The sequence below is a fragment of the Agrobacterium sp. 22-3639C2 genome (assembly GCF_053522105.1).
This window is the reverse complement of sequence record NZ_JBNWDB010000005.1, coordinates 143,163-168,002: the sequence shown is the minus strand read 5'-3', so window position 1 is coordinate 168,002 and position 24,840 is coordinate 143,163. Positions and strand designations below refer to the sequence as shown.

General features: G+C 60.5%; 21 protein-coding genes. 14 read left to right on the top strand and 7 right to left on the bottom strand.

What is annotated here, in order from left to right; translation table 11 throughout:
- The first annotated feature begins 6 nt into the window (after positions 1-6).
- The 6 genes from ACQZ6D_RS21225 to ACQZ6D_RS21200 all read left to right on the top strand — a co-directional run bounded on the left by ACQZ6D_RS21225 (position 7) and on the right by ACQZ6D_RS21200 (position 7,864).
- Positions 7-720, top strand: a complete 714-nt coding sequence (locus ACQZ6D_RS21225; RefSeq protein ID WP_174061239.1) for a 4'-phosphopantetheinyl transferase family protein — start codon at positions 7-9, stop codon at positions 718-720.
- Between the two features lie 129 nt (positions 721-849).
- Complete coding sequence (locus ACQZ6D_RS21220) at positions 850-2,763, top strand: PhoX family protein (protein WP_121557414.1); 1,914 nt, start codon at positions 850-852, stop codon at positions 2,761-2,763.
- Positions 2,764-2,926: 163 nt separating this feature from the next.
- The gene (locus ACQZ6D_RS21215; protein WP_003518141.1) at positions 2,927-3,322 is read left to right on the top strand and encodes a (R)-mandelonitrile lyase; all 396 of its coding nucleotides are present in this window, start codon (positions 2,927-2,929) and stop codon (positions 3,320-3,322) included.
- 219 nt (positions 3,323-3,541) lie between these two features.
- Positions 3,542-5,173: a SulP family inorganic anion transporter gene (locus ACQZ6D_RS21210; RefSeq protein ID WP_448730086.1), complete on the top strand. Its 1,632-nt coding sequence runs from the start codon at positions 3,542-3,544 to the stop codon at positions 5,171-5,173.
- On the top strand, positions 5,157-5,774 hold the full coding sequence (locus ACQZ6D_RS21205) for a ParB-like protein (RefSeq protein WP_038494918.1): 618 nt from the start codon (positions 5,157-5,159) through the stop codon (positions 5,772-5,774). Before ACQZ6D_RS21210 ends, ACQZ6D_RS21205 begins: the two co-directional genes overlap by 17 nt.
- A complete protein-coding gene (locus ACQZ6D_RS21200) occupies positions 5,771-7,864 on the top strand; it encodes a mechanosensitive ion channel domain-containing protein (protein WP_448730087.1) in 2,094 nt (697 codons plus the stop codon). Before ACQZ6D_RS21205 ends, ACQZ6D_RS21200 begins: the two co-directional genes overlap by 4 nt.
- 24 nt (positions 7,865-7,888) lie before the next feature.
- On the opposite strand, the gene purU is transcribed toward ACQZ6D_RS21200, so the two are convergent.
- The 6 genes from purU to ACQZ6D_RS21170 all read right to left on the bottom strand — a co-directional run bounded on the left by purU (position 7,889) and on the right by ACQZ6D_RS21170 (position 15,290).
- The gene (purU, locus tag ACQZ6D_RS21195; RefSeq protein WP_065705836.1) at positions 7,889-8,773 is read right to left on the bottom strand and encodes a formyltetrahydrofolate deformylase; all 885 of its coding nucleotides are present in this window, start codon (positions 8,771-8,773) and stop codon (positions 7,889-7,891) included.
- A gap of 90 nt (positions 8,774-8,863) precedes the next feature.
- Complete coding sequence (gene glyA, locus ACQZ6D_RS21190) at positions 8,864-10,132, bottom strand: serine hydroxymethyltransferase (RefSeq protein WP_019566911.1); 1,269 nt, start codon at positions 10,130-10,132, stop codon at positions 8,864-8,866.
- Positions 10,133-10,149: 17 nt separating this feature from the next.
- Entirely contained in the window at positions 10,150-10,704 is a 555-nt protein-coding gene (gene soxG / locus ACQZ6D_RS21185; RefSeq protein ID WP_162633798.1) for a sarcosine oxidase subunit gamma family protein, read from the bottom strand.
- Between the two features lie 13 nt (positions 10,705-10,717).
- Complete coding sequence (locus ACQZ6D_RS21180) at positions 10,718-13,708, bottom strand: sarcosine oxidase subunit alpha (RefSeq protein ID WP_448730088.1); 2,991 nt, start codon at positions 13,706-13,708, stop codon at positions 10,718-10,720.
- The gene (locus ACQZ6D_RS21175) at positions 13,705-14,025 is read right to left on the bottom strand and encodes a sarcosine oxidase subunit delta (RefSeq protein ID WP_019566908.1); all 321 of its coding nucleotides are present in this window, start codon (positions 14,023-14,025) and stop codon (positions 13,705-13,707) included. The genes ACQZ6D_RS21180 and ACQZ6D_RS21175 overlap by 4 nt, the downstream gene beginning before the upstream one ends.
- Positions 14,026-14,036: 11 nt before the next feature.
- Positions 14,037-15,290, bottom strand: coding sequence for a sarcosine oxidase subunit beta family protein (locus ACQZ6D_RS21170; RefSeq protein WP_448730089.1), 1,254 nt, complete (start codon positions 15,288-15,290; stop codon positions 14,037-14,039).
- Between the two features lie 100 nt (positions 15,291-15,390).
- Between ACQZ6D_RS21170 and ACQZ6D_RS21165 the strand changes: the two genes are divergently transcribed.
- Complete coding sequence (locus ACQZ6D_RS21165) at positions 15,391-16,422, top strand: GlxA family transcriptional regulator (protein WP_019566906.1); 1,032 nt, start codon at positions 15,391-15,393, stop codon at positions 16,420-16,422.
- 131 nt (positions 16,423-16,553) lie between these two features.
- Entirely contained in the window at positions 16,554-17,432 is an 879-nt protein-coding gene (locus ACQZ6D_RS21160; protein WP_448730090.1) for a hypothetical protein, read from the top strand.
- An 8-nt stretch (positions 17,433-17,440) separates the two neighbouring features.
- Here ACQZ6D_RS21160 and ACQZ6D_RS21155 read toward each other — a convergent pair whose 3' ends face one another.
- Positions 17,441-18,478 (bottom strand): LacI family DNA-binding transcriptional regulator, encoded by a 1,038-nt coding sequence (locus tag ACQZ6D_RS21155; protein WP_019566904.1) that lies wholly within the window; start codon positions 18,476-18,478, stop codon positions 17,441-17,443.
- Positions 18,479-18,617: 139 nt separating this feature from the next.
- Here ACQZ6D_RS21155 and ACQZ6D_RS21150 point away from each other — a divergent pair, with 139 nt between their 5' ends.
- The 6 genes from ACQZ6D_RS21150 (at position 18,618) to ACQZ6D_RS21125 (ending at position 24,791) form a co-directional block, all read left to right on the top strand.
- Positions 18,618-19,652 (top strand): Gfo/Idh/MocA family protein, encoded by a 1,035-nt coding sequence (locus ACQZ6D_RS21150; RefSeq protein ID WP_026331033.1) that lies wholly within the window; start codon positions 18,618-18,620, stop codon positions 19,650-19,652.
- Between the two features lie 12 nt (positions 19,653-19,664).
- Positions 19,665-20,567, top strand: a complete 903-nt coding sequence (locus ACQZ6D_RS21145; protein WP_013762259.1) for a sugar phosphate isomerase/epimerase family protein — start codon at positions 19,665-19,667, stop codon at positions 20,565-20,567.
- Positions 20,568-20,635: 68 nt separating this feature from the next.
- Positions 20,636-21,868 carry an ABC transporter substrate-binding protein gene (locus ACQZ6D_RS21140; RefSeq protein ID WP_019566902.1) on the top strand — a complete coding sequence of 411 codons (1,233 nt, stop codon included), beginning with the start codon at positions 20,636-20,638 and terminating at the stop codon, positions 21,866-21,868.
- 114 nt (positions 21,869-21,982) lie between these two features.
- Positions 21,983-22,885: a carbohydrate ABC transporter permease gene (locus tag ACQZ6D_RS21135; RefSeq protein ID WP_448730091.1), complete on the top strand. Its 903-nt coding sequence runs from the start codon at positions 21,983-21,985 to the stop codon at positions 22,883-22,885.
- On the top strand, positions 22,882-23,709 hold the full coding sequence (locus ACQZ6D_RS21130; RefSeq protein ID WP_003518166.1) for a carbohydrate ABC transporter permease: 828 nt from the start codon (positions 22,882-22,884) through the stop codon (positions 23,707-23,709). Before ACQZ6D_RS21135 ends, ACQZ6D_RS21130 begins: the two co-directional genes overlap by 4 nt.
- Positions 23,706-24,791, top strand: coding sequence for an ABC transporter ATP-binding protein (locus ACQZ6D_RS21125; RefSeq protein WP_025595105.1), 1,086 nt, complete (start codon positions 23,706-23,708; stop codon positions 24,789-24,791). The genes ACQZ6D_RS21130 and ACQZ6D_RS21125 overlap by 4 nt, the downstream gene beginning before the upstream one ends.
- Positions 24,792-24,840 lie beyond the last annotated feature (49 nt).

Genomic DNA, 24,840 nt, shown 5'->3' with positions numbered 1-24,840 from the left:
ACAGATATGGCCAACGCGCCGGCGTTTCACGGCGAAGCTGTTTCCGGCGATCCACCCGAGGCCATCTGGCCTTGGCCGGACGACAGATGCGATTGTCATTGCGTCACCCTTCATTACAGCGCCGAAGAAGGGCGCGGCGGCAGGGTCCCTCCCTTGCCGCCGCAGCTTTTGCGCGCTGCGCCCAGACGCAAGGCGGAATTTATCGCCGGGCGCAGATGTGCTGCCGAAGCCATACGCCGTCTGACCGGCCGCGCCTCCTTTCCCGGCATGGGAGAGGATCGCGCCCCTATCTGGCCCGAAGGCGTGGTCGGCGCGATTTCCCACAGCCACGAGCGGGCAATTGCGCTTGCCGGCTCTTCCGAGCGGTTCTGCGGCATTGGCATCGATATCGAAAGGCTTCTGAACGAGGAGGAAGCTTGCGATATTGCCCCGCAGGTACTGACCGCAAACGAACGCCTCAGTCTTGGAAACGACATCGATCCCTTCATGACCGGGCTGATCTTTTCGGCCAAGGAAAGCCTGTTCAAAGCGCTTTATCCGACCGTCAGGCGTTCGTTCTTTTTCGAGGCGGCGGAGTTATCCGGCTATGAAGAGTGCGGTTCAGCATTCCTTCGGCTGACGACCGACATCAGCGGCGAGTGGCGCAAGGGAACGGACATTGCTTTCCACTTCTGCCGCTTCGAAGGCTTTTTGCTCACCCGTATCCTTCTCCCGCATTAAGGGAAAAATACAGAATCCTTTCCTGCGAAGATCATATTTAAAGTCGTTATTCCCGTCATTTGTGTGAAACACTGAAACGGTACGCACCGTGTTGGAATGATTCCAAACATGCAACGGTGGAGAAACGATATGACCGACATCGATACGAGCAAGCTTTCCTGGGATGCGTGGGACGAGCTGCAAAACCCGCCGCCGGCCGAAACCGATTTCGACCGCGTGGTCGAAACCGCGATTTCCCGCCGCGGCTTTCTCGGTGGCGTGCTTGCCTTCGGTTCGGCCGCAGCAGCCATGGGCACGCTCGGCAACCTGATGACCAGCACCTCGGCGGAAGCGCAGGAAGCGGCGGCCGGCCGTTTCCCCTTCAAGCCGGTGGCTGCCGCGACCGACCACACCATTCACGTGCCGGAAGGCTACAGCTGGAAGCCGGTCGCCAAGTGGGGCCAGCCGCTGTTCTCCAACGTGCCCGACCTCGACCCTGCCAAGGGTGTCAGCGTTGAAAACTCCGACAAGGTCTTCGGCGAAAATACTGACGGCATGGAACTGTTCATGGTTGGCAATCACCAGCTGATCGCCGTCAACCATGAATATGTAAACCCCGAAACCAACCTGCCGCATGCCGAAAAGGGCAACCCGAAAACGGCCGACGACGTCAAGATCCTGCAGAACATGCAGGGCGTCACCGTCATGGAAGTTGCGGAAGGCACCGGAGGCTGGGAAATCGTTCTCGACAGCCCGTTCAACCGCCGTATTCACCACAACACCCCGATGAAGCTTTCCGGCCCGGCCGCAGGCTCGGACCTCGTCAAGACCGCCGCAGATCCGAAGGGTGTCGACTGTCTGGGGACATTCAACAATTGCGGCGCCGGCCGCACGCCCTGGGGCACCTACCTCACCTGCGAGGAAAACTTCAACGGCTATTTCGGCACCACTGATGCCGCCTTCAAGCTGCCGGATGACTACAAGCGCTACGGCATCGTTGCCGAGACCCGTTACGCCTATGAGAAGTTCGACGCGCGTTTCGACGTCGCCAAGAACCCGAACGAGCCGCGCCGCGCCGGTTACGTGGTTGAGATCGATCCTTCGGACGCCTCCTCCACCCCGATCAAGCGCACCGCCCTCGGCCGCATCAAGCACGAAAACGCCGCCGTGGTGATTGCCCGTGACGGCCGCGTGGTGGTTTACATGGGCGATGACGAGCGTGGCGAATTCCTCTACAAATTCGTCTCCAACGGCATTTACGTGCCCGGTGGCGACACCTCGAAACTGCTAGACGAAGGCACGCTCTACGTCGCCAGGTTCTCGGACGACGGCGCTGGTGAATGGTTGGCTCTCACGCCTGAGACGACAGGCATGAAGATCGATGAAATCTGCGTCTTCACGCGTCAGGCCGCTTCCAAGGTGGGCGCGACAACGATGGACCGCCCGGAATGGGTCGCCATCAACCCGGTCGCCATCGAAGCCTATTGCGCCCTTACCAACAACAGCCGTCGCGGCGAAATGAAAGACGGCAAGTTGCGCGCCAATGCTGGCGGTGACGCCATGGCGATCAATGCTGCCAACCCGCGCGAAAAGAACGAATACGGCCAGATCGTGCGCTGGTACCCAGAAAATGACGATCACGCGGACGGCAGATTCAAATGGGACCTGTTCTGCATGGCCGGCAACCCCACCGTTCACAAGGATGCCTATGCCGGCTCTTCGAACATCAACGAAGGCAACATGTTCAACTCGCCCGATGGCATGATGTTTGACTCGACCGGTCTCCTCTGGATCCAGACCGACGGAGAGGACAGCAACGAGGGCAACTTCGCCGGCCAGGGCAATAACCAGATGCTGGCAGGCGATCCGGCCACCGGCCGTATCGAGCGTTTCCTGACCGCGCCGAAGGGTTCCGAAGTTACCGGCCAGACATGGTCCGGCGACAAGCGTACCCACTTCGTCGGCATCCAGCACCCCGACGCCCCCTTCCCGGATGGCGAAGGCAAGCTGCCGCGCTCCACCGTTATCGCCATCAAGCGTGACGACAACGCGCAGATCGGCTGACGCTTTGGCTTAGGCGGAACCGGGTCTTGGCATAGCGGAGATCCGGTTCCTGTCACCCGTGACCAAGGGTCGATGCGGCCTGACTGAATTTTCACTCGCCAGTGGACAAGAGAGGCATTACCGCTTCAAATCCCCCCACACGATACCAGTCAGGAGAATGACCATGGAAATATTGCGCGCGGGAACACGGGCCTCAACCAAAGGCCCCGAGGCATGGTTTACCGGCACGGTCCGTATCGATCCTCTGTTCAACCCGTTCGATGCAGAGCGGGTGCAGGGCGCTCAGGTCACCTTCGAACCAGGCGCGCGAACCGCATGGCACACGCACCCGCTCGGACAGACCCTGATCGTGGTTTCAGGGTTTGGAAGGGTGCAGCGCGAGGGTGGCCCCGTGGAAGAAATCCGCCCCGGCGATACCGTGTGGTTCGCACCGGGCGAAAGGCACTGGCACGGGGCGGCACCCGATGTCGCCATGACGCATATCGCGCTTCAGGAAGTGAAAGACGGCAAGGTCGTGGACTGGATGGAGCACGTCACGGACGATCAGTATGGTGGCTGAAGCGGCCTGGCCGAAATGGCGCTCGTCCTGCCTGCCGGACGATCTCCAGCGTTAAGCAACATCCGGAAGAGCCGAAATATTTCGGGGGCGCGATTTAAACTTTGACTCGTATGCGCATTGGGTGAACCTTCATCGCGTCGCGGGAACATGGTGGAGAATCGTGATCTTAACCGGTGGAATTGTCCTTGCCCTTATCACCGCCAATGCGGTTGCAATTCCATGCCCATGACACTCAACCGGCGCGATGTGGTGGCGGGGTTGTCGATTGCCGGCCTGATGTTACCGGAAGCGATCGCCTATTCGGGGATTGCCGGCGTTCCGGCCCAGCACGCCATCCTTGCCGCCATCATGGGCTGCATCGTCTATGCCATTTTTGGCCAGAGCCGTTTTGCGGTCGTCTCGCCCACATCCTCCTCCGCCGCAATCCTGGCGGCAATGCTTGCGACGCTCTCGGTCACACCAGCGCAAAAGATGCTGCTCGTTGCCATTACGGTCGCTCTGGTGGGCCTGCTGTTTCTGCTTGCGGCTGCCACGCGGCTCGGCGCCCTGTCGAGTGTGATCTCGCGCCCGGTGCTGCGCGGTTTTGCATTCGGCCTCGCCATTCTGATCACCATAAAGCAATTGCCGAGCCTCTTCGGGATAAAGGCGCAGTCGGGCGAGCCGCTTTCCATTCTCCTGCAAATCCTCTCCCGCCCACAGGACTGGAGCCTTGAAAGCATCGCCGTCGGCGTTGTGGCACTCGCCGTGCTACTTCTCCTGCGCAGGAGCCCCGCCATTCCCGGCAGCCTCGTCGTCATCGTGGCAGGAATTGCCATCTCGATCCTGCTCAACCTTCAAAGTCGGGGCGTCGCCGTCGTCGGCCAGATCGATCTTGCCGGCATATGGGCCGGCCCGTTTTCGGTGTCGCTCGATGATGTCGCGCATGTTGCCCGCTTCGCGCCGCCACTCGTCCTCATCCTCTTTGCGGAATCATGGGGCACCATCCGAAGCTTTTCGCTTCGCCATGGCGAAATTGTCGATTCCAATCGCGAACTCAGAGCATTCGGGCTTGCCAATATCGCCAGCGCCGCCATGCAGGGCATGCCGGTTGGTGCGGGTTTTTCCGCAGGCGCAGCAAGCGAGGCGGTTGGGCCGCAAAGCCGGCTTGCCTCTGCCATCGCCGCAATCGGCCTGGCGGTCTTCAGCCTGCTCGCCGCCAGCTGGTTCGCTTTCATCCCGGAAGCAGTCCTTGCCGCCGTGATCGCCGTGGCGCTGCTGCATGCGCTCAACCCCGCGCCGATCATCCGTTTATGGCGGCTCGGCAACGACGCCTATCTGGCACTTGCCGCCGCAGCCAGCGTACTTGCCTTCGGTGTGCTAAACGGCATGCTTGTCGCCGTCGCCCTTTCCTTCGCCGTCTTCGTTCGCCGGCTTTCCCTACCGCATGTCATGCATCTTGGCCGGCTGGGCGATAGCCACGACTTTGTCGACATGGAACGCCACCCGGATGCGAAGGATGTGTCAGGCATGATTATTCTCCGGCCCGCACAGCCGCTTTTCTTCGGCAATGCGGAACCGATCCTTGCCGCCGTTACCAAATACATCGTTGCGCGGCCGGAACTGCACATCGCAATTGTCAGCCTTGAGGAAACATTCGAACTGGATTCCACCGCGCTTGATGCGTTGCTGGAGTTCGATGCAGCGATGCAGCGCAGCAGCATCGTGGTCTATTATGCGCGCATGCACGACCATGTGAAGGATCTGCTGCTTGCTGGCGGCGGATCCGACATGGTGGCGCGCAGCAATTTCAGTGTCGATGATGCCGTGACGGCGGCCATGCATCGGGAGGACAGCCGTGCCACACAATCTTGAACCGCATCTGACCCCGGTTGAAATCACCTCACTCAAACCAACGCAGATGACAGTCGGTCTGCGCGAGGTGGAGGACAAGCGGCGGCAATGGGCCGCCATCCGTGAGGAAAAGGGAGCCGACTTCCTCGGACACCATATGGTACCCGTCGTCCTTGGTCACAAACAACGTCTTTATCTGGTGGACCACCACCACCTCGCTTTAGCCTTGCATGAGGAAGGCGTGAAACATGTACTAACCAGTATCGTTGCCGATCTTTCCCATCTCGACCGGCAGGAATTCTGGTCGGTGATGGACCATCGCAACTTCGTCTATCCTTTCGACGTGGATGGCGTGCGCCATCCTATCGAACATCTTCCCAAACGGATCGTCGATCTCAAGGACGATCCCTTCCGCGCGCTGGCCGGCGCGATTCGCGACGCTGGCGGTTTTGCCAAAATAGACGCTCCCTTCAGTGAATTCCTCTGGGCGGATTTCCTGCGCCGCCGGGTGGGTGGCAAGAAGCTGCGACATTCCTTCGAGGACGCGGTTGAGGAAGCAATGCAACTGGCACGCTCGCGCGATGCGCGGCATCTGCCTGGATGGTGTGGAGCGGACCGATGACCACCCTTCCCTCCCTTTTCCGAGTGATGGCGGCTGCCATCGCAGTTTTCGTACTTGGCGCGGCGAGCCTAGCTGCGCAGGAACTACCGCCGCCAGCGAGACCGGCCCCTACGGAACAGACGACAGAGCAGAAAGTCGACCAGTTGCTACAGCTTCTGGGACAGGACGATGTTCGTGCCCTTCTCACACAGAAGCTTGCGGCGGCCGGCACAGAGCAGCCGCCAGAACTGACGCCGCAGAGCCAGTTGAGCGATCTCGACCAATGGGCAAGCAAGCGGCGCGAACACCTAGGCCGCCTCGCAAGGGACCTGCCCGGCATGTCCACGCAGATCATCGCGGCGCTGGGAAGGCTTTGCGACGAGATCAGCAACTACGGTGCAGCCGTCTTTTTGCTGCACGTATCCATCCTGTTCGGTGCGGGCCTTGCCGGCGGCATTACCACGAACCGGATCATAGCGATGCAGGCCTCCCGCAGGAACGGCGCGGATATCGGCAAGGAGGCCTCGTCTGTCGTATCGCGGAGGCTTTTGCCCGTCTTCGGCTACGGCATTGCTGCCACCGCCATGTTCCTTGCCATCCAGTGGTCACCTTTGCTGAGCGCCGTTCTCCTGCCCTGGCTTGCAACCAGCATCGTGTTGCCGCTGCTTTTTGCCTTCACGGGCCTGCTGCGGCGGGTCGTTGGCCGCGAGGCCAATGCCCGGCGCGATTTCTGGATCGTCCGCTGGACATGGCTCCTGACCCTTGCCGGCGTCTTCTGGGCATTACTCAGGACGCTCGAGAATCTCGATGTCCCGCGTGACACGCTTGGGCTTTTGTCCTCCGCCATGGTCGGCCTGCTGTTCCTGCTCGCATGCATCTGGATCTGGCGTCGTCCGGTCGGCGATCGCCGCTCGGAGCGGGCTAGGTCAATCGATGTCGCGCTGATCTTCGGCCTCATCATCCTCTTCGGGTTGCGGCTCGCCGGCGCCGGGGTCCTGTTCTGGATCGGGCTTTATGCGCTGGTTCTGCCCGGCCTTGCCTCGACGCTTGGCATCGCGGCGCGAAAGCTGGCAACCGACATCGGCACCTATGGGCAAAGCGATCTTCGCCCGGTTCTGGTCGAGCGAGGCGTGCGGCTTGCAATCGTCGGGACTGCCATCCTGTGGCTGATCTTCCTCGTGCGCGCGCATCCGAATTCCCTGCCCGATGGCGCATTGCTGACGTCGATCGTCGTCGGCGTCCTGCACGGGGCGCTGATCCTGCTTCTCGCCGATCTCGTCTGGATCGCCATCAAGTCGATGATCGCACGGCGGCTGGAGTTGAGTACACCCGCCGGCAACCCGATGAGCGGCCAACCGGGTGTGGGCCAGCCGCAAGATGACCGGCTTTTGACCATTCTGCCGATCCTTCGCAACATGCTCGGCATCATCATCGCCGCGGTTGCGGTCATGACGGCACTTTCGGAACTCGGCGTCAATATCGGGCCGCTGCTGGCGAGCGCCGGCATCTTCGGCATCGCCATCGGTTTCGGTTCGCAGACGCTGGTCAAGGACATCATCAGCGGCGTGTTCTACATGATCGACGACGCCTTCCGCGTCGGCGAATACATCCAGAGCGGTTCCTATCGCGGCACGGTGGAATCCTTCAGCATCCGCTCGGTCAAACTGCGGCACCATCGCGGCCCGATTTTCACCGTCCCGTTCGGATCGCTCGGCGCCGTCGAAAATATGAGCCGCGACTGGTCGATCGACAAATTCCTCGTCACGGTCGCCTTCGATACTGACATTGCCAAGGTCCGGGCCATTACCAAGGAGATCGGTAAGGCGCTGAAGGAAGACCCGGAATTCGGACAGTTCCTGATCGAAACCGTCAAGCTGAAGGGCGTCGAGCAATTCGGCGAATATGGCATGACGCTTGGTTTCGGCATGATGCTGCGCGCCGGCGGGCAATCCTCCATGGTGCGCCGCAAGGCCTATTCGATGCTGAAGGATGCCTTTGCGCAAAACGACATCCAGTTCGCCAGCATGGCGGGCGCCTATCCCACATCTACACGAAGCGCGCGGCCACAGGAGCCCGAAGCAAGCGACGGGACGGGGCCGGTGGAAGAATAGGCCTCCGGCAACCGCGCCCCAACCTTAGCCCATTCGTTCGGACATATATTCGCCCGGCGAAGCTGGAAACACCACGGTCTTGTTGCCGTTGAGGAAGACACGGTGATGGATATGGGCATGAATGGCGCGCGCCAGAACCTGGCTTTCCACGTCCCTCCCGAGGCTCACATAATCCATGCCGCTCTGGGCATGGGTGACGCGGATCGTGTCCTGTTCGATGATCGGGCCTTCATCGAGATCAGCGGTGACGTAGTGGGCCGTCGCGCCGATCAGTCGCACGCCGCGCTCATAGGCCTGCTTGTAAGGGTTTGCGCCCTTGAAGGAAGGCAGGAAGGAATGGTGGATGTTGATGATGCGGCCAGACATTTCCTGGCACAGCCGTTCCGACAGAACCTGCATGTAGCGCGCCAGCACGACGAGTTCGGCGCCTGCATCGCGCACCACCTGCAGTATGGCCGCCTCGGCTTCCGGTTTCGTCTCCGGCGTGACGCGAATGTGGTGAAAGGGAATATCCTCGTTCACCACCTGCTTCTGGTATTCGAGGTGATTGGAGATGACAGCGACAATCTCCACAGGCAATGCACCAATGTGGGAACGGTAGAGCAGATCGTTCAGGCAATGGCCGAAGCGTGAAACCATGATCACGACTTTCGTTTTCCGCGAGAGATCATGGACATCGTATTCCATGTCGAAATCGGCGGCGACGGAAGCGAACCCTGCGACGAGAGCAGCGGGTTCCATCCCTTCCTCCGAAACGAAGCTCAGCCGCATGAAAAAGCGGCCCGTTTCCAGGTCGGTGAATTGCGAACTGTCGTTGATGTTGCAGCCGGACCGCGCGAGATATCCGGACACGGCAGCAACGATGCCGCTGCGTGCCGGGCACGAGACTTTCATGACATAGCTGGTCAAATCCTGCTCCCCTTGATGGATCAGCGATCGGGCACATTGGCGGTGATGCCGCCCTGCCCGATCATGGCTAACGAGACCGATAATAGCGTGTTACGCGCCGTAGATCGGGAAGTCCTCACACAGCGCTGCAACCTCGGCCCGCACGTTCGCCTCAATCTCAGCATTGCCTTCGGCACTGACAGCCAGCGCGTCGATGACGCGCAGGATCAGCACGCCGATCCGCTCGAATTCGGCCACGCCGAAGCCGCGCGTGGTACCGGCCGAGCTGCCGAGCCGGATGCCCGAGGTGACGAAGGGCTTTTCCGGGTCGTTGGGAATGGAGTTCTTGTTGCAGGTGAGACCTGCCCGCTCAAGAGCGATTTCGGCAACCTTGCCGGTAACGCCCTTCGGACGCAGATCGACCAGAACCATGTGGCTGTCGGTTCCACCAGACACGATCCCCAGACCGCCATCCGTCAGCACTCGCGCCAGAGCCTGAGCATTGGCTATGACCTGACCGGCGTAGTCGGCAAAGTCCGGCCGCAGCGCCTCGCCGAAGGCAACGGCCTTGGCAGCGATGACATGCATCAGCGGGCCGCCCTGATTGCCGGGGAAGACGGCCGAATTCAGCTTCTTTGCCAGATCGGCATCGTTGGTCAAAATGACGCCGCCGCGAGGGCCGCGCAGGGTCTTGTGGGTGGTGGAGGTGACGACATGGGCGTGCGGCACCGGATTTGGATATTTGCCGCCGGCGATCAGGCCGGCATAATGGGCCATGTCGACCATCAGCCATGCGCCAACCTCGTCGGCGATCTTGCGGAAGCCTTCGAAATCGATCTGGCGCGGATAGGCCGAGGCGCCTGCGACGATCAGCTTCGGCCTGGTTTCCAGCGCCTTTGCCCGAACCTTTTCCATATCGATCAGATGCGTCTCTGCATCCACCTCATAGGAGACGACATCGAACCACTTGCCCGACATGGTGACCGGCGAACCGTGGGTCAGGTGGCCGCCATGGGCCAGCGAAAGCCCCATGATCCGGTCGCCCGGCTGAAGAAGTGCCAGAAACACCGCCTGATTGGCCTGCGCGCCGGAATGCGGCTGAACGTTCGCAAACTCCGCGCCGAAAAGTTGCTTCAGCCGGTCGATGGCGACCTGCTCGACCTTGTCGACGAATTCGCAGCCGCCATAATAGCGTTTGCCGGGATAACCTTCGGCATATTTGTTGGTCAGCACCGAGCCTTGCGCCGCCAGAACGTCGGCGGACACGATATTCTCCGAAGCGATCAGTTCAATCTGGGTTTTCTGGCGATCGAGTTCCTCGGCGATGGCGTCGGCAATCACCGTATCCGAAACGGCATTATGGGACAGACGGTTGAGCATTGTTTCCTCCTCAAGGATCAGGCGATTTCGGCGGCGAGTTCCTTGCAGCCGGTTTCAAGCAAATGGCCGAGATGCGGCGCGAAACTGTTCCAGATATCCATACGGAAACCATCCGGCGCATCGCGCCACAGCACCACGGTCACGCCATCGAAAATCGTTCTGCGGGCCTCGCCAACCGGAATGGTGTCGATGTCGCGGGCACAGCCGAGTGTCAAAAGCTCGGCGGCGAGCGGCCCCTTGATCGCGAGCGTCACTTCCCTTCCGGAAATGTCGACGAGACTATGCGGATGGCCGGCATAAATGCCTGCGCAGGCCGCAATCACCCCGTCGACCGCGCCAACGGGAGCAAGGATCGTCCATTCGTCGGGGCCAAGGCGCACGGCCTCGATTTCGCCTGCAGCAGTGCGAGCGCCGATCCGGTCGGGCAAGGTCAGGCCAAGGGCTGTATTGAGCGGGACCAGATCGCCGCGCGCACGCAGCGACAGCCGCCCCTGCGCGGCCAATATGCTGACCCGGGCTGCTTTGCTCTCGGCCAGCGTGCCGGGAACGGGGGAGGAAACGCGCATATTCATTGTCATCTCCGGGTCAGATCTTCAGGCGGGTGTTTTCGGGATCGACAAAGACCATCCCGGTGATTTTTGCGGCAATCGTGCGTTCGGGCATCGGAATATAGACGGTCTCTCCCATCCGCTCATGGCCGCCCTCGACCAGCGCCAGCGCAATCGGCTGGCCAACCGCATCCGAATGATAGGATGAGGTGACATGACCGACCATTTTCATCGGGATAGGCTGCTTCGGATCGAAGACAATCTGCGCGCCCTCTTCCAGCTTCGAGCGGTCTTCGGTCAGAAGACCGACGAGGTGACGACGGCCCTTGGCGACGAGATCGGGGCGCGCGAGGCCACGCTTGCCGACGAAATCCGGTTTGGTCTTGCCCACGGCCCAGCCCATCGCGGCATCATAGGGCGTGACCGTGCCGTCGGTATCCTGGCCGACGATGATGTAACCCTTTTCGGCACGCAGCACATGCATGGTTTCCGTGCCATAGGCGGTGATGCCGTATTGCTGGCCGGCCTCCCACAGGATTTCCCAGAGCTTGCGGCCAAACGGCGCGGGCACGTTGACTTCGAAGCCGATCTCGCCGGTGAACGACACCCGGAACAGCCGCGCCGGCATGCCGGCCACCGTGCATTCCGCGCAGGACATATGCGGGAAAGCCTCTTCCGTCAGCTCGACGCCCTCGACCAGCGGAGCGAGCAGCTTTGCCGCATTCGGGCCGTTCAGCGCAATGGTAGACCATTGCTCGGTGGTGGAAGTCAGCCAGACGTTGAGATCCGGCCATTCGGTCTGGAGGTAATCCTCCATCATGTTCATCACCCTTGCCGCACCGCCGGTGGTGGTGGTGACGTGGAAGCGATCCTCGGTCATGCGGCCGATGACGCCGTCGTCACGAATGAAGCCGTCATCACCCAGAAGCAGGCCGTAACGGCAGCGGCCGGGCGCGAGCTTCGACCACGGGTTGGTGTACATGCGGTTCATGAACTCGACCGCATCCGGCCCGACGACCTCGATCTTGCCGAGCGTCGAGGCGTCGAACATGCCGAGGCTTTGCCGCACCGCCCGGCATTCGCGGCCGACTGCCGCATCCATGTCTTCACCTGGTTTGGGGAAGTACCAGGCGCGCCGCCATTGGCCGACCGGTTCGTAAACCGCGCCATTTTCCTCAGCCCAGCTGTCGATCTGCGTCTTGCGCGTCACCTCGAAATGCTGGCCACGATGATAACCGGCGAAAGCGCCGAAGGTCGTCGGCGTATAGGGTGGGCGGAAGGTCGTCAGGCCTACTTCCGGCTGGCGTTTGCCGAGCGCTTCTGCCGCGATGTTGAGGCCGTTGATATTGGACATCTTGCCCTGATCGGTCGCCATGCCGTTGGTGGTGTAGCGCTTGACGTGCTCGATGGAGCGCATGCCCTCGCGCACGGCCAGCCGCAGATCCTTGGCGGTCACGTCGTTCTGGTAATCGACGAAGGCCTTGGCCTTGCCGGCATCGCGATCACTCGGCAATTCCGTCAGCGATACGCCGCTGCCGGTGCGGTCGTGCTCCACCGCATAGTCGCGGGTATCGCCCGTCTTGCCCAGGGCTGCAGCGATCTTCCGGCCCTGCTCGGCGCCATCCTTCAGCACCGCTTCAATGCCCCAAAGCCCGCGCCCGGCGCCGGCAATTGCACAATCCTCATTGGTCATGGCCGGCAGGAAGGTGGTCCGCTGGTCGTCCCAGGCAATCTTGCCCTGCGTATGGGAAAACAGATGCAGCGACGGCGTCCAGCCGCCGGACATCAGCAACGCATCACAGGCGATTTCCTGCCCCGCGCCGACCGTTGAGCCATTCACCGGATTGACGCGGACTGATTTCACACGCAACCGGCCCGAAGTCGCCGTCACGGTATGCGACAGCCGCACCGGAATGCCGAGCGCGCGCGCCTCGTTCACCAGTTCCTCGCGCACCTTCGCACGGGTATCGACGATGGCCTGCACCGGCGCGCCTGCGCCATGAAGATCGAAGGCGGCATACCAGGCGCTGTCATGGCTCGTCACCACCACCGGCCTGTTGCCGACCTTGACGCCATAGCGGTTCAGATAGGTCTGGGCGGAGCCCGCAAGCATCACGCCCGGCCGATCATTGCCATGGAAGACCAGCGGTTTCTCGAGAGCCCCCTGCGCCAGCACCACATGGCGCGCCCGCACCCGCCACAGGCGTTCACGCGGCATGTCCTTGGTCACGGTTTCGAGATGGTCGGTCAGCTTTTCGCAAAGGCCGATCATGTTCTGGTGGTAGTAGGCAATCGCCGTCGTGCGGGTCATGACCCTGACGCCGCGCTCCTTCAGCGCCTTCAACTCGTCCGCCAGCCAGTTCCATGCTGGCTGGCCGTCGATCTGCGCCTGCGGCTCGGACAGCAGCGTCCCGCCGGCTTCGGCATTTTCGTCCACCAGCACGACCTTGAGACCATCGACCGCCGCTGCGCGCGCCGCAGCCAGACCCGCAGGACCGGCGCCGACGATCAGCACGTCGCAATGCAGGTTGCGCGAGGCATAGGTATCGGGGTCTTCTTCCGTGGGCGAGACGCCGAGACCGGCCGCCGCGCGGATGAAGGGCTCATAGACCTTGTTCCAGAAGCTCTTCGGCCACATGAAGGTCTTGTAGTAAAAGCCCGCCGAAAACAGCATATAGGCCATGTCGTTGACTGCGCCGATATCGAATTTCAGGCTGGGATATTTGTTCTGAGAGGTGGTTTCCAGCCCGCTCCAGATTTCCTGCACCGTGGCGCGGGTATTTGGCTCGAACCGGCCGGAGCCGCGGCGGGTGCCGATCAGCGCATTCGGCTCCTCGGAACCCGCCGCTACAGGGCCGCGCGGGCGGTGGTATTTGAACGAGCGGCCCATGAGATGTACGCCATTGGCGAGAAGCGCGGAGGCGACCGTATCCCCCTTTACGCCGCGATAGGTCTTCCCATCGAAGGTGAAGCTTACCGAGCGGGCGGCATCCACCCGGCCACGGCCGGAAACGCGATAGGAGTTCATTTCGACACCTCGGAGCTGGCTGGTGCGCTGGATAGGGAGGAGAGATCAGGACGCGGCTCGCCTGCGCGATAGGTTGTCAGGAAACGGTCGCTCACCGTGTCGCGCACCGCATTGAAGAAGCGACCGCAGCCATGCAGGTGCCGCCAGCGCTCGAAATGCGGACCCCTGGCGTTTTCGCGGATGAACAGGAATTCTTCCCACTGTTCATCACTCTGAGACGAGGGGTCGGCCGCGCGCACGACATGGGCCTGCCCGGCATAGGTGAATTCCGCTTCGGGCAGCGTTTCATGGCAATAGGGGCAACGGATCAGCAGCATGGGTTAGCTCCTCAGTGCGCCACGGCAGCGGCGGCGGCCTCGTCGATCAGGCGGCCGGAGCGGAAACGCTCCAGCGTGAAAGGCGTGTTGATCGGGTGCGGTTCGTTTTTCGCGATGGTCCAGGCGAAGGTGTGGGCAGCGCCCGGCGTGGCCTTGAAACCACCCGTGCCCCAGCCGCAATTGACATAAAGCCCGTCGACCGGCGTCTTGCCGAGAATGGCCGAGCGATCCGGCGTGACATCAACAATGCCGCCCCATTTGCGCAGCATCCGCATGCGGTTGAAGATCGGGAAGATTTCGACGATGGCGGCGATCGTATGTTCGATCAGCGGCAGGCCGCCGCGCTGCGAATAAGAGGTATACTGGTCCGTACCCGAACCGATCACCAGCTCACCCTTGTCGGACTGGCTGATATAGGCGTGAACCGCATTCGACATGACCACGCAGGGGAAGATCGGCTTGATCGGCTCGGATACCAAAGCCTGCAGCGGATAGCTTTCGAGCGGCAGGCGCACGCCTGCGGTATCCATGACAACGGACGTATGGCCAGCGGCGGAAACCGCCACCTTCTTCGCCTTGATGAAACCTCGCGCCGTCTCGACACCCGCGACGGACCCGTCGGCATTGCGGCGAATGGCGGTGACCGGGCAATTCTGGATGATATCGACGCCACGGGCGGCAGCACCGCGCGCATAACCCCAGGCAACCGCATCGTGGCGCGCCGTGCCGGCACGTTCCTGAAGCGCACCGCCCATCACCGGGTAGCGGGCGTTTGGCGATATGCTCAGCGGCGGACAATATTCCTTGCATTCTTCCGGGGTAAGCCAGCGATTGTCGACACCGTTCAAACGGTTGGAATGGATGTGGCGCTTGAAGCTCTGCACATCGTGGACATTATGGGCGAGCATTAGCACCCCGCGCCGCGAATACATGACGTTGTAGTTCAGTTCCTGGCTCAAGTTCTCCCACAAATCGACGGCGTGATCGTAAAGACGCGCGCTTTCGTCGTAGAGATAGTTGGAGCGGATGATGGTCGTGTTGCGGCCGGTATTGCCGCCGCCGAGCCAGCCCTTGTCGATGACAGCGACATTGGTGATACCGTGCTGGCTGGCCAGATAATAGGCCGCACCCAGACCGTGCCCCCCGGCGCCGACGATGACCACGTCATATTCGGCTTTTGGCTGGCTATCGGGCCATTGCTCGTCCCAGTTCTTGTGGCCGGTCAGGGCATTCCGCAGGAGATTGAAGGCATTAAAACGCGTCATGAGCGGGCCTGCTGGTTGGAACTCTCGGTATTCAAAAGCCTACGGAGATTTACAGCGGCCGGGCTGGACAATCGCGTCTGTTTGCGTGAATATTTGCGCCATGAGCTCTCATCGCGCCAAGAAACGCCTCAGCGTCGCCTTCCTGCTCGCCGACCGGTTCACGCTGTCGGCCTTCGCCAATTTCGTCGATGTGCTGCGTCTTGCTGCCGATGAGGCTGACCGTTCCCGGCCGATCCTGTGCGAATGGTCCGTGCTGTCGGCGACCCTTGGCAATGTGCAATCGAGCTGTGGTGTGAAGGTGCAACCGGATACGCGGCTCATCGACGCGGTGCATTACGACTATATCGTTGTTGTCGGCGGATTGATCAGCGACCACAGCGCCCTGCCGCCGGAGGCATTGCGGTTCCTGAAAGACCGTGCGGCAGCGGGCACTCCCCTTATCGGGCTCTGCACCGGCGTTTTCATTCTACATGAAGCCGGCCTGCTGGATGGTTATCGCTGCTGCGTGAGCTGGTTCCATCATCAGGATTTTCTCGACCGGTTCGACGCCGAGCAGATGGTCTCCGACCAGCTCTTCGTCATAGATCGTAACCGCCTGACCTGTTCGGGCGGCCATGGTGCTGCGCATCTGGCGGCGTTCCTTGTGGAGCGCCATGTCGGCCAGTCGGCCGCCATCAAAAGCCTCAATATCATGATGATCGACAGTGCGCTCAGCGGCGAAAAACCCCAGCCCGGCCAGCAGAGCACCAGAACGGCAACCGATCCCCTGGTCAGAAAGGCGATCCTGCGCATGCAGCAGAACATCGAGGTTCCGAGAACCGTGCTGGAACTCGCGCGCGATCTCGGCCTTGGCCGACGCAGCCTCGAACGGCGTTTCCTTGGAGACCTGAAAGCAACGCCCTCCAAGGTCTATCTTGAGCTGCGGCTCGACCGCGCCCTTTCCCTCCTGCGCACCACGCGTGACCCGATCACCCAGATTGCGCTCGCCACCGGGTTTTGCGATGCCCCACACCTTTCCCGCACACTTCGGGCCGAGCGCGGCTTCAGCCCCAGCGAATATCGCAAGACGCAGATTGGCCACACGACAACGGACGAAGAATTCGCCGTCGGCGTGTTGTTGCCGCAACCTTGAGGCTTTGCTGTTCACCTGCCAAAAGTCGGGCCCTGCAAAAAATAGATCAACGTATTTGATATGGTGAGACTTGCCCGTACCGGTATAAAAGTCCTCGATCCTGTTTAGGGGAGCCGTGGGGGAGGCATGGGATGAATTCAGAGCGTCGTGGCGTTCTCGCGCTTTTAGGTGGCCTTGTGCTGGGAAGACCGTCTGTCGGCAAGGCCGCGAGCAACGTTGCGGCAGTTGCCCAATCCCGCTCCGAATACAAACCCCGCCATGTCCTTTGTTTTCTCGGCCCGGAAAATGGTCTGGCAGCGCTGCGGCAGAGCGCTCGCGCCGCTATCGATAAATTTGCCGGCGATTTCAGTCTCGATGAGGATTATTCGCAGGATGAACCGGACGACAGGATGGAACGCTCCTTCAATGTCTGCTGGGATCGTGTCGAGCCGGATGCCTATCAGGAGAGTGACGAGGAGGCAGTTGCAGGCCACGGCTCGGTTCTTTATGTGCTCGGCCCGTCAATGGCCGCGGAAACAGCCGTGGCGACCTGCGGTAAAGCCCTGATGTTCGTGCACCACATGCTCGATAGTGGCGCAGTTGCCGTAAAGGGTGAAAGCGCCGGCGTTGCCCATGGCGTGCAGCGGTGGAAGGAACTCTTTGAACAGTCGCGCCGTAACGCGGCCGCAAACGACGCCCTGGCATTCGCCAGAACCTGCCGTCTAGCCTTCGCGCGCCGGCCCATCGGCGGCGATGCCGACGGAATGGGGAGCGTCGGCTTTCATCTGGTCGGATTGCCTGACGTGGAGATACACTTCACCCGAAAAGACCAGCAGCAGCCCTCAACCAATAGCGAGCAACTGAAGATCGCCGCGCTGATTGACGATATTGCCGATCAAATGACCCGCGACGGCGTTGAAGCGGCCGTGAAGGAACGTCGTGCCGACCTGTCCGATGACACGCGGTATGAGGAGGACGAATATAAATTCAATCCGTTCGGCGTTGCGACCATTCGAGACCACAAGTTTTGACGCCACGCCTATAATGATGGGGGGCCTGGGTCGCTCTCTCCGGCGACAAGCTGCATCGGCCAGACGCAGTAACGCGCCTGATTTGGGTAAAACGGCGCATAGGCCGGCATGGTAGACAGAAGCGTCTGCGCGACCATTACGCCGAGATCGTGCAGGGACATGCGGAAACTGGTCAATCGCGGTTCGAGAAACTGGCCGCGTGGACCATCACGAAAACCGATGACCGCAAGATCCCGTCCCGGTTTCAGACCCACTTCCGCCAGACGGCGATAAAGGCCAAGGGCCATCAACTCATAGATCAGCACAAGCGCGGTTGGCCGCGGCCGCATCTGTAGCCACTCGCTGGCGGCGTGATATCCGCCCTGCTCGCTCGATTTCGCCCGGATGACCAGAGAGGGATCGTAAGCAATGCCGTTCTCCTCCAGTCCGCGCCGGTACCCGTCCATGAAAACGTAACCGAGATTGACGTCGCTATCGGGTGCGGCAACCGCAATGGTGCGATGACCGGCAGCGGCGAGCCGGTTGACGGCACTGCGCGCAACCTCCTCGAAATCGAGATCGATCCACGCATGATCGGCGCTGGAAGAGGTGCGGCCGAGCGTTACGAAAGGCAAGCGGGTCTGCTTTAAAAAATCGACACGCTTATCGACACGGCGGGTCGAGGAAATGATCATCGCATCCACCATGCGGCGCGCCACCATGCGCTTGAGATATTCGTCCGGGTCTTCCTCACCGGGACACGGCAGAACGATAAGATCGAGATTGTGAGCGGAAAACACGCTTTGCAAACCATCCGTCACTCCCATGAAGAAGTTGTCGGAGTTCTCCACCGTCTGCGCGTCGCTGCCGGTCATCAGGCCGATGACGTTAGTCGTCCCCTGCCTGAGGCTGCGGCCTGACTGGTTTGCGACATAGCCAAGTTTTTCCGCCGCCTCCAGAACACGCCGCCGCGTCTCCTCGTTAACGTCGGGCTTGCCGTTCAAGGCACGGGAAACGGTGCCTATCGATATCTCCAGATAATCGGCAAGCTGACGAATTCCTTTCATGCACTCCCCCTCCTGAGCCGGGTACGAAATATGCGTCCCCAATAACGGTATTGACATATCTAACATGATCATCCTAGTGTCGTAAACGTTTACGACGCTCTGCGCAAAGAGGAGTTTGCCCAGAGACCGGGGAGAGAAGATGACATATAATGCCGTTTTATGCGGGTGCGGAGCTATGGCCAAAGGCTGGCTGCGCGCCATTCAATCGACGCCGGACATTCTCGGCGCGATCAAGATAGTCGGGTTCGTCGATCTGAACGAAGACACGGCACGCGCGCTTGCCGAAGAATTCTCCCTCACCGACGTCATCATCGGCGTCGATCTCCGCGATGTTCTCGCACGGACCAAAGCCGACATCCTGTTCGATGTCGTCATCCCGCAGGCACGGTATGCCGTGGTTGCAACCGGTCTTGCAGCCGGGTGTCATGTGCTCAGCGAAAAGCCGCTTGCGGCCTCGATGGAAGAAGCCGAAAAGCTGGTGGAACTGGCGGAAAAGGCCGGAAAAATTCATGCTGTGGTGCAAAACCGGCGCTTTATCTCCGGCATCCGGCGGCTGCGCCGGGCCGTGGAAGACGGCATTATCGGTGATTTGACGGCCATTCACTGCGACTTTTTCCTCGGACCCCATTTCGGCGGTTTCCGCGAGGAGATGAAGAACGTTCTTCTTCTCGACATGGCGATCCACACTTTCGATGCGGCGCGTTTCGTCGCCGATGAAAAGCCGCTCTCCGTGTTTTGCGTGGAGAAAAATCCGGCAGGCTCCTGGTACGCCCACGGGGCAAGCGCCAATGCCATATTCGAATTCTCCAACGATGTGGTCTTTACCTATCGCGGCTCCTGGTGCGCGGAAGGCGAAAGAACCAGCTGGGAAGCCCGCTGGCGGCTGATTGGCTCCAAGGGCATGATCCTCTGGGATGGCGAAGACAATTTCTCCGCATCCGTCGCCGGCGAAGAGCCGGGTCTTCTACGCGGATTCAAGACCGTAAACGTTTCCGACAGTATTTCCGAGAAGGATACGCACGGCCACGCCAGCGTCATACTCTCGTTTCTTCAATCCATCCATACCGGCCAGATGCCGGAAACGGCCTCCTTCGACAACATCAACAGCCTGGCAATGGTGATCGGCGCGATTGAAAGCGCCCGCATCGGCCAGCGCGTTTCCATCGCAGCATAAGGACCGACAGACGTGAGCAATCCGGCAAAATCCATCCGCATCGGCACCATGGTCAGCGCCACCAAGGGACAGGCAGCTGAACGCATCGGGCAGATAGCCGATCTTGGTTTCGAAAGCTTCGAACCGTTCTTCTGGCAGACGACCAACGGCCAGGACCTTGCCGAGCTTGGCAAGCGTTCACTTGACGCGATCGGTGACCGCGACATCACCATCGGCACGCTCGGCATGTTCGGCAATCCGCTGGAGGAAACGGAAATCGACCTTCAGACCTTGCAGGGCTGGAAAGACTGCATCGACAATGCTCATCACTTCGGTGCCACCTGCGTTGCCGGTTTCACCGGCCGCCTGCGCGGAAAGCCGCTGCCCGAGAGCCTGCCCCGTTACAAGGAAATCTGGAGCGAGCTTGCCAAACGCGCAGCGGACAAGGGCGTGAAAATCGCCTTTGAAAATTGCGCCATGGACGGCAACTGGCAAACCGGCGACTGGAACATCGCCCATAATCCGGATGCGTGGGAACTCATGTTCAACGAAACGCCGGACGAGAATATCGGCATCGAATGGGAACCCTGCCACCAGATGGTTTATCTCATCGATCCGCTGCCGCAGATCCGCAAATGGGCGGACAAGATTTTCCACGTGCACGGCAAGGATGCGACCATTCGTTGGGATGTCATTCGTGAGCATGGGATTTTCGGCAAGGAAAAATTCGTCTTCATGCGCACGCCGGGCTTCGGCGACAGCAACTGGACGGACATTATTTCGGAACTGCGCCTGGCCGGCTGGTCCGGCTCGATCGACATCGAAGGCTGGCATGACCCCGTCTATCGCGACGCGCTGGAAATGACGGGACAGGTACACGGTCTGAACTATCTGAAACATTGCCGGGGCGGCGATTTTGTCGTCGATCCCACCTGAGGAATGGAAGCCTTTGGGAGAAGGCTTCCAGTAATTGCAGAGACGATAACCAAGAGGAGGAGATTATTATGGGTATCGCGAAATGCATGATCGCCGGTGCGCTTGTTCTGGCAGGCGTATCCGCCGGTGCGATGGTGGCGCATGCGGAAGATGTCACCTTGACCCTGTGGTCGCTGGACAGGGACATCCAGCCGGCACCCAACCTCGTAAACGAGTTCAACAAGCTCAATAACGGCATCAAGATCGAATACCGGCAATTGCAGTTCGATGATGTGGTGAGCGAATCCATGCGCGCCTACTCGACCGGCAACGCGCCCGATATCATCGCCATCGACAACCCAAACCACGCCATGTTCGCCGCACGTGGCGCGTTTCTTGACGTGACGGATATGATTGCGAAGTCGGACGTCATCAAGACGGCAAACTATTTTCCGGGCCCGCTGAAATCCGTAACCTGGGACGGCAAATATTTCGGCGTCCCGAAGGCGACGAATACGATCGCACTCTATTACAACAAGGACCTGTTCAAGGCAGCCGGTCTCGATGCGGCAAAACCGCCGCAGACCTGGGACGAGCTTGTGGAAGCTGCCCGCAAGCTGACCAACCCCGCCAAGAATGTTTACGGCATCAGCTTCAGCGCCAAGGCCAACGAGGAAGGCACCTTCCAGTTTCTGCCATGGGCGCAGATGGCCGGTGCCACCTACAAAAACATCAATACCGATGGCGCGGTGAAGGCGCTTGAAACATGGAAGACCCTTCTCAATGAAAAGCTGGCCTCGCCGGATACGCTGACGCGCAGCCAGTGGGATTCCACCGCCACCTTCAACGCCGGCAACGCGGCCATGGCGATCTCCGGTCCTTGGGAAATCGACCGCATGCTCAAGGACGCCAAGTTCGACTGGGGCGTGACGCTACTGCCGGTTCCGACGCCGGACGCGCCGCGGTCTTCGGCCATGGGCGACTATAACTGGGCGATCTTCTCCAAGAGCAAACATCCCGCCGAAGCCTTCAAGGCCATCGAATTTTTCGCCTCGCAGGACAAGGACATGTTCAAGAACTTCGGGCAATTGCCGGCGCGTTCCGATATTCCCGTTCCGCCCACCGGCAACGCGCTGAAGGACGAAGCGCTCAAGACCTTTATCGAGCAACTCAAATATGCGCAGCCGCGTGGTCCCTCGCCTGAATGGCCGAAGATTTCCAAGGCGATCCAGGACGCTATCCAGGGCGCCCTGTCGGGTCAGATGACGCCGAAGGCCGCGCTCGATCAGGCCGCTGAAAAGATAAAGCTGATCGAAGGCTGATCTGTCTGGGCGGGCGGCCGGGTTCACCCGGCCCCATCCAAGGGGTTCCTCCCGGTGGGGCTGCCTGCTGCTTGATGCAGCGGCGGCCCCGATCGGAGCTTGTGAGGATGTTTCATGAAAAAACTGTTTTCCAGCGTCAGCGACGGTCGTGGTTTCGACCTCATCCTTGTCGCTTTTCCTTTGGGCTTCCTGTTCGTCATGGCGGGGCTGCCGCTCATCTACAACATCGTCATGAGCTTTCAGGAAGTCGACATGTTCAGCCTGGGCACCTTCGTGCGCCCCTTCGTCGGCTTCAAGAATTATATCGACCTGTTCCGGCAACCGGAAACATTGCCGATCCTTTTCAACACCGTCACCTTTGTCGCCACCTCGATTGCCGGGCAATTTGCCATCGGCTTCGGTCTGGCGCTGTTCTTCTGGGTTAACTTTCCCGGCGCCACCTGGCTGCGCGGGCTGTTCCTCGTTTCCTGGGTCATGCCCGGCCTCGTCGTCGGCGCGATCTGGAACTGGATATTGTCAGGCGATTTCGGCGTGCTGAATTTCTTCCTGCGGGAAAGCGGCATGATCTCAGGCAATATCTTCTGGCGATCGGACGCGAATTTTTCGCTCTGGGCCGTGGTCATCGCCAATATCTGGCTCGGCACCTCGTTCAACATGATCCTTCTTTCTGTCGGCCTCGCCTCGATCCCCGGCGATCTCTACGAAGCGGCGGAGCTGGATGGCGCGAACGCCTGGCAGCGTTTTTACACCATCACCCTGCCGATGATGCGTTCCACCATCGGCGCGATCATCTCGCTCGGCCTGATCTTCACGCTTCAGCAGTTCGATCTTTTCGCCGCCATCACCGATGGCGGGCCCAACAACAGTTCCAACGTGGCGCAATATTGGGCCTGGGATCTTTCGTTCCGGCAATATGATTTCGGCAAGGGCGCGACGATCTCCGTCATCATGATCGTTTTCGTCATGCTGGCTTCCGTCGTTTATGTGCGCTCGACACGGCATGAGGTGCGCGGATGAGTATCACGACCCGCAACCGGTTGATGCTGGCAATCGCCATCGTGCTTGCCGTCATCTATCTCTTTCCGCTCTACTGGATGTATCTGACCTCGCTGAAAAGCGGCTCGGAGATGTTTGCGAACCCGCCGGGCTTCTGGCCGGCCGATCCGCAATGGCAGACCTATGCCTATGTCTGGGAAAGCCGCAATATGGGCCGTTATCTGTGGAATTCGGTGCTGATCGCTTCAAGTGCCGTGGCGCTCATCACCGTGCTTGGCGTTGGCTGCGCCTATGTGCTGGCGCGCTATCGCAACGTCTGGGTTGATATCGGCCTCTTCCTCATCCTCATGCTGCAGGTTCTGCCGGCATCCCTGATGATTACGCCGATCTTTGTCGGTTTCTCGCAAGTGGGTCTGCTGGATTATCCCCGCCTGTCGGTCATTCTCGCCATTGCGGCGAAAAGCATGCCCTTCTTCGTGGTGCTGGTGCGCGCAACCTTCATGGCGGTGCCGCAGGAGCTGGAAGAGGCAGCGCTTGTGGACGGCAATTCCCGCGTCGGCGCCTTCTTCAACATCGTGCTGCCGCTTGCCAGAAACGGCATTCTCGTCAGCGCCATTCTCATTTTCATGCAGGCATTCGGGGAATTCGTCTATTCGAAATCGATGATCCAGGCGGCTGAATTGCAGCCTGCCAGTGTCGGCCTCAATTCCTTCATGGGCCCCAACACCAGCGAATGGAACAACATCATGGCCTATGCGACCATGTATGTGACGCCCATTCTTGCCCTGTTCATTCTCTTGCAGCGCCGCATCGTTTCCGGCCTGACATCGGGAGCGTTAAAATGACCCTTCAGATCGAACTTTCCGGCGTAAACAAATATTACGGCGCCTTCCACGCGCTGAAGAACATCCATCTTTCCATCAAGAAGGGCACCTTCGTCGCCCTCGTCGGCCCGTCCGGTTGCGGAAAGTCCACCTTGCTGCGTTCGCTGGCGGGGCTGGAAACCATATCGAGCGGCGACATGCGTATTGCAGGCACTTTGATGAACGGTGTGCCGCCGCGCAAGCGCGATGTGGCGATGGTGTTCCAGTCCTATGCGCTCTACCCGCACATGACGGTGGAGGAGAACCTGACCTACTCGCTGCGCATGCGCGGCGTGGCAAAATCAGAGGCCCGCAAGGCGGCAGAGGAGGTTGCAGCCACCACAGGCCTGTCAAAGCTGATGAAGCGCTATCCGCGCGAACTTTCCGGCGGGCAGCGCCAGCGTGTGGCGATGAGCCGCGCGATCATCCGCAACCCGCAGGCATTCCTGTTCGACGAACCGCTCTCCAATCTAGACGCGGCCCTGCGTGTGCACATGCGCAAGGAAATCCGAGCGTTGCACGACCGCTTGCACGCCACCTCGGTCTATGTCACCCATGACCAGATAGAGGCTATGACGATGGCGGATCACGTCGTCGTCATGCGCGACGGCGTGATCGAACAGCAGGGCACGCCACTGGAATTATACGACCGCCCGGTCAATCGTTTTGTCGCCGGCTTCATCGGTTCACCGGCAATGAATTTCATTCCGGCAACGGTCAGCCCGGACGGCGCGGCGCTTCAGCTTCGTTTCAGTGAAGGCGAGCCGCAGCAGTCCATCAAAAACCCGGCTCCCTTATCGCCCGGCAAGCGTGTCATCGTTGGTATCAGGCCGGAACACATCCGACCTCGAACCGCAACCGGCGCGGCGCTGACGTTACCTGTTTCGGCCGTGGAAACCACAGGTTCGGCCACCTTCCTCACCCTTGGCACATCGACCGAAGTGGTCATCGCTATACAGGGACGCAGTGAGGTCAGGAGCGGCGAAGTCGTCGGCCTCGACATCAACCCGACCGACCTGCATTTATTTGATGAAGAAACCGGAGCCGGCCTCGGAGGCCGGTGAAACGAACCATGGGGCATATCCGGACCGGGCGGCCCTTCGGGGCTTTCCG

Bases quoted from the DNA above. Each gene is read 5' to 3' on its own strand.
- ACQZ6D_RS21165 (WP_019566906.1), top strand. From the start codon at position 15,391: ATGAGCTCTCATCGCGCCAAGAAACGCCTCAGCGTCGCCTTCCTGCTC.
- ACQZ6D_RS21135 (WP_448730091.1), top strand. From the start codon at position 21,983: ATGAAAAAACTGTTTTCCAGCGTCAGCGACGGTCGTGGTTTCGACCTC.
- ACQZ6D_RS21225 (WP_174061239.1), top strand. From the start codon at position 7: ATGGCCAACGCGCCGGCGTTTCACGGCGAAGCTGTTTCCGGCGATCCA.
- soxG (WP_162633798.1), bottom strand. From the start codon at position 10,704: ATGAATATGCGCGTTTCCTCCCCCGTTCCCGGCACGCTGGCCGAGAGC.
- ACQZ6D_RS21150 (WP_026331033.1), top strand. From the start codon at position 18,618: ATGACATATAATGCCGTTTTATGCGGGTGCGGAGCTATGGCCAAAGGC.
- ACQZ6D_RS21130 (WP_003518166.1), top strand. From the start codon at position 22,882: ATGAGTATCACGACCCGCAACCGGTTGATGCTGGCAATCGCCATCGTG.
- glyA (WP_019566911.1), bottom strand. From the start codon at position 10,132: ATGCTCAACCGTCTGTCCCATAATGCCGTTTCGGATACGGTGATTGCC.
- ACQZ6D_RS21140 (WP_019566902.1), top strand. From the start codon at position 20,636: ATGGGTATCGCGAAATGCATGATCGCCGGTGCGCTTGTTCTGGCAGGC.
- ACQZ6D_RS21215 (WP_003518141.1), top strand. From the start codon at position 2,927: ATGGAAATATTGCGCGCGGGAACACGGGCCTCAACCAAAGGCCCCGAG.
- ACQZ6D_RS21170 (WP_448730089.1), bottom strand. From the start codon at position 15,290: ATGACGCGTTTTAATGCCTTCAATCTCCTGCGGAATGCCCTGACCGGC.
- ACQZ6D_RS21160 (WP_448730090.1), top strand. From the start codon at position 16,554: ATGAATTCAGAGCGTCGTGGCGTTCTCGCGCTTTTAGGTGGCCTTGTG.
- ACQZ6D_RS21155 (WP_019566904.1), bottom strand. From the start codon at position 18,478: ATGAAAGGAATTCGTCAGCTTGCCGATTATCTGGAGATATCGATAGGC.
- ACQZ6D_RS21175 (WP_019566908.1), bottom strand. From the start codon at position 14,025: ATGCTGCTGATCCGTTGCCCCTATTGCCATGAAACGCTGCCCGAAGCG.
- ACQZ6D_RS21200 (WP_448730087.1), top strand. From the start codon at position 5,771: ATGACCACCCTTCCCTCCCTTTTCCGAGTGATGGCGGCTGCCATCGCA.
- ACQZ6D_RS21180 (WP_448730088.1), bottom strand. From the start codon at position 13,708: ATGAACTCCTATCGCGTTTCCGGCCGTGGCCGGGTGGATGCCGCCCGC.
- ACQZ6D_RS21210 (WP_448730086.1), top strand. From the start codon at position 3,542: ATGCCCATGACACTCAACCGGCGCGATGTGGTGGCGGGGTTGTCGATT.
- ACQZ6D_RS21220 (WP_121557414.1), top strand. From the start codon at position 850: ATGACCGACATCGATACGAGCAAGCTTTCCTGGGATGCGTGGGACGAG.
- ACQZ6D_RS21125 (WP_025595105.1), top strand. From the start codon at position 23,706: ATGACCCTTCAGATCGAACTTTCCGGCGTAAACAAATATTACGGCGCC.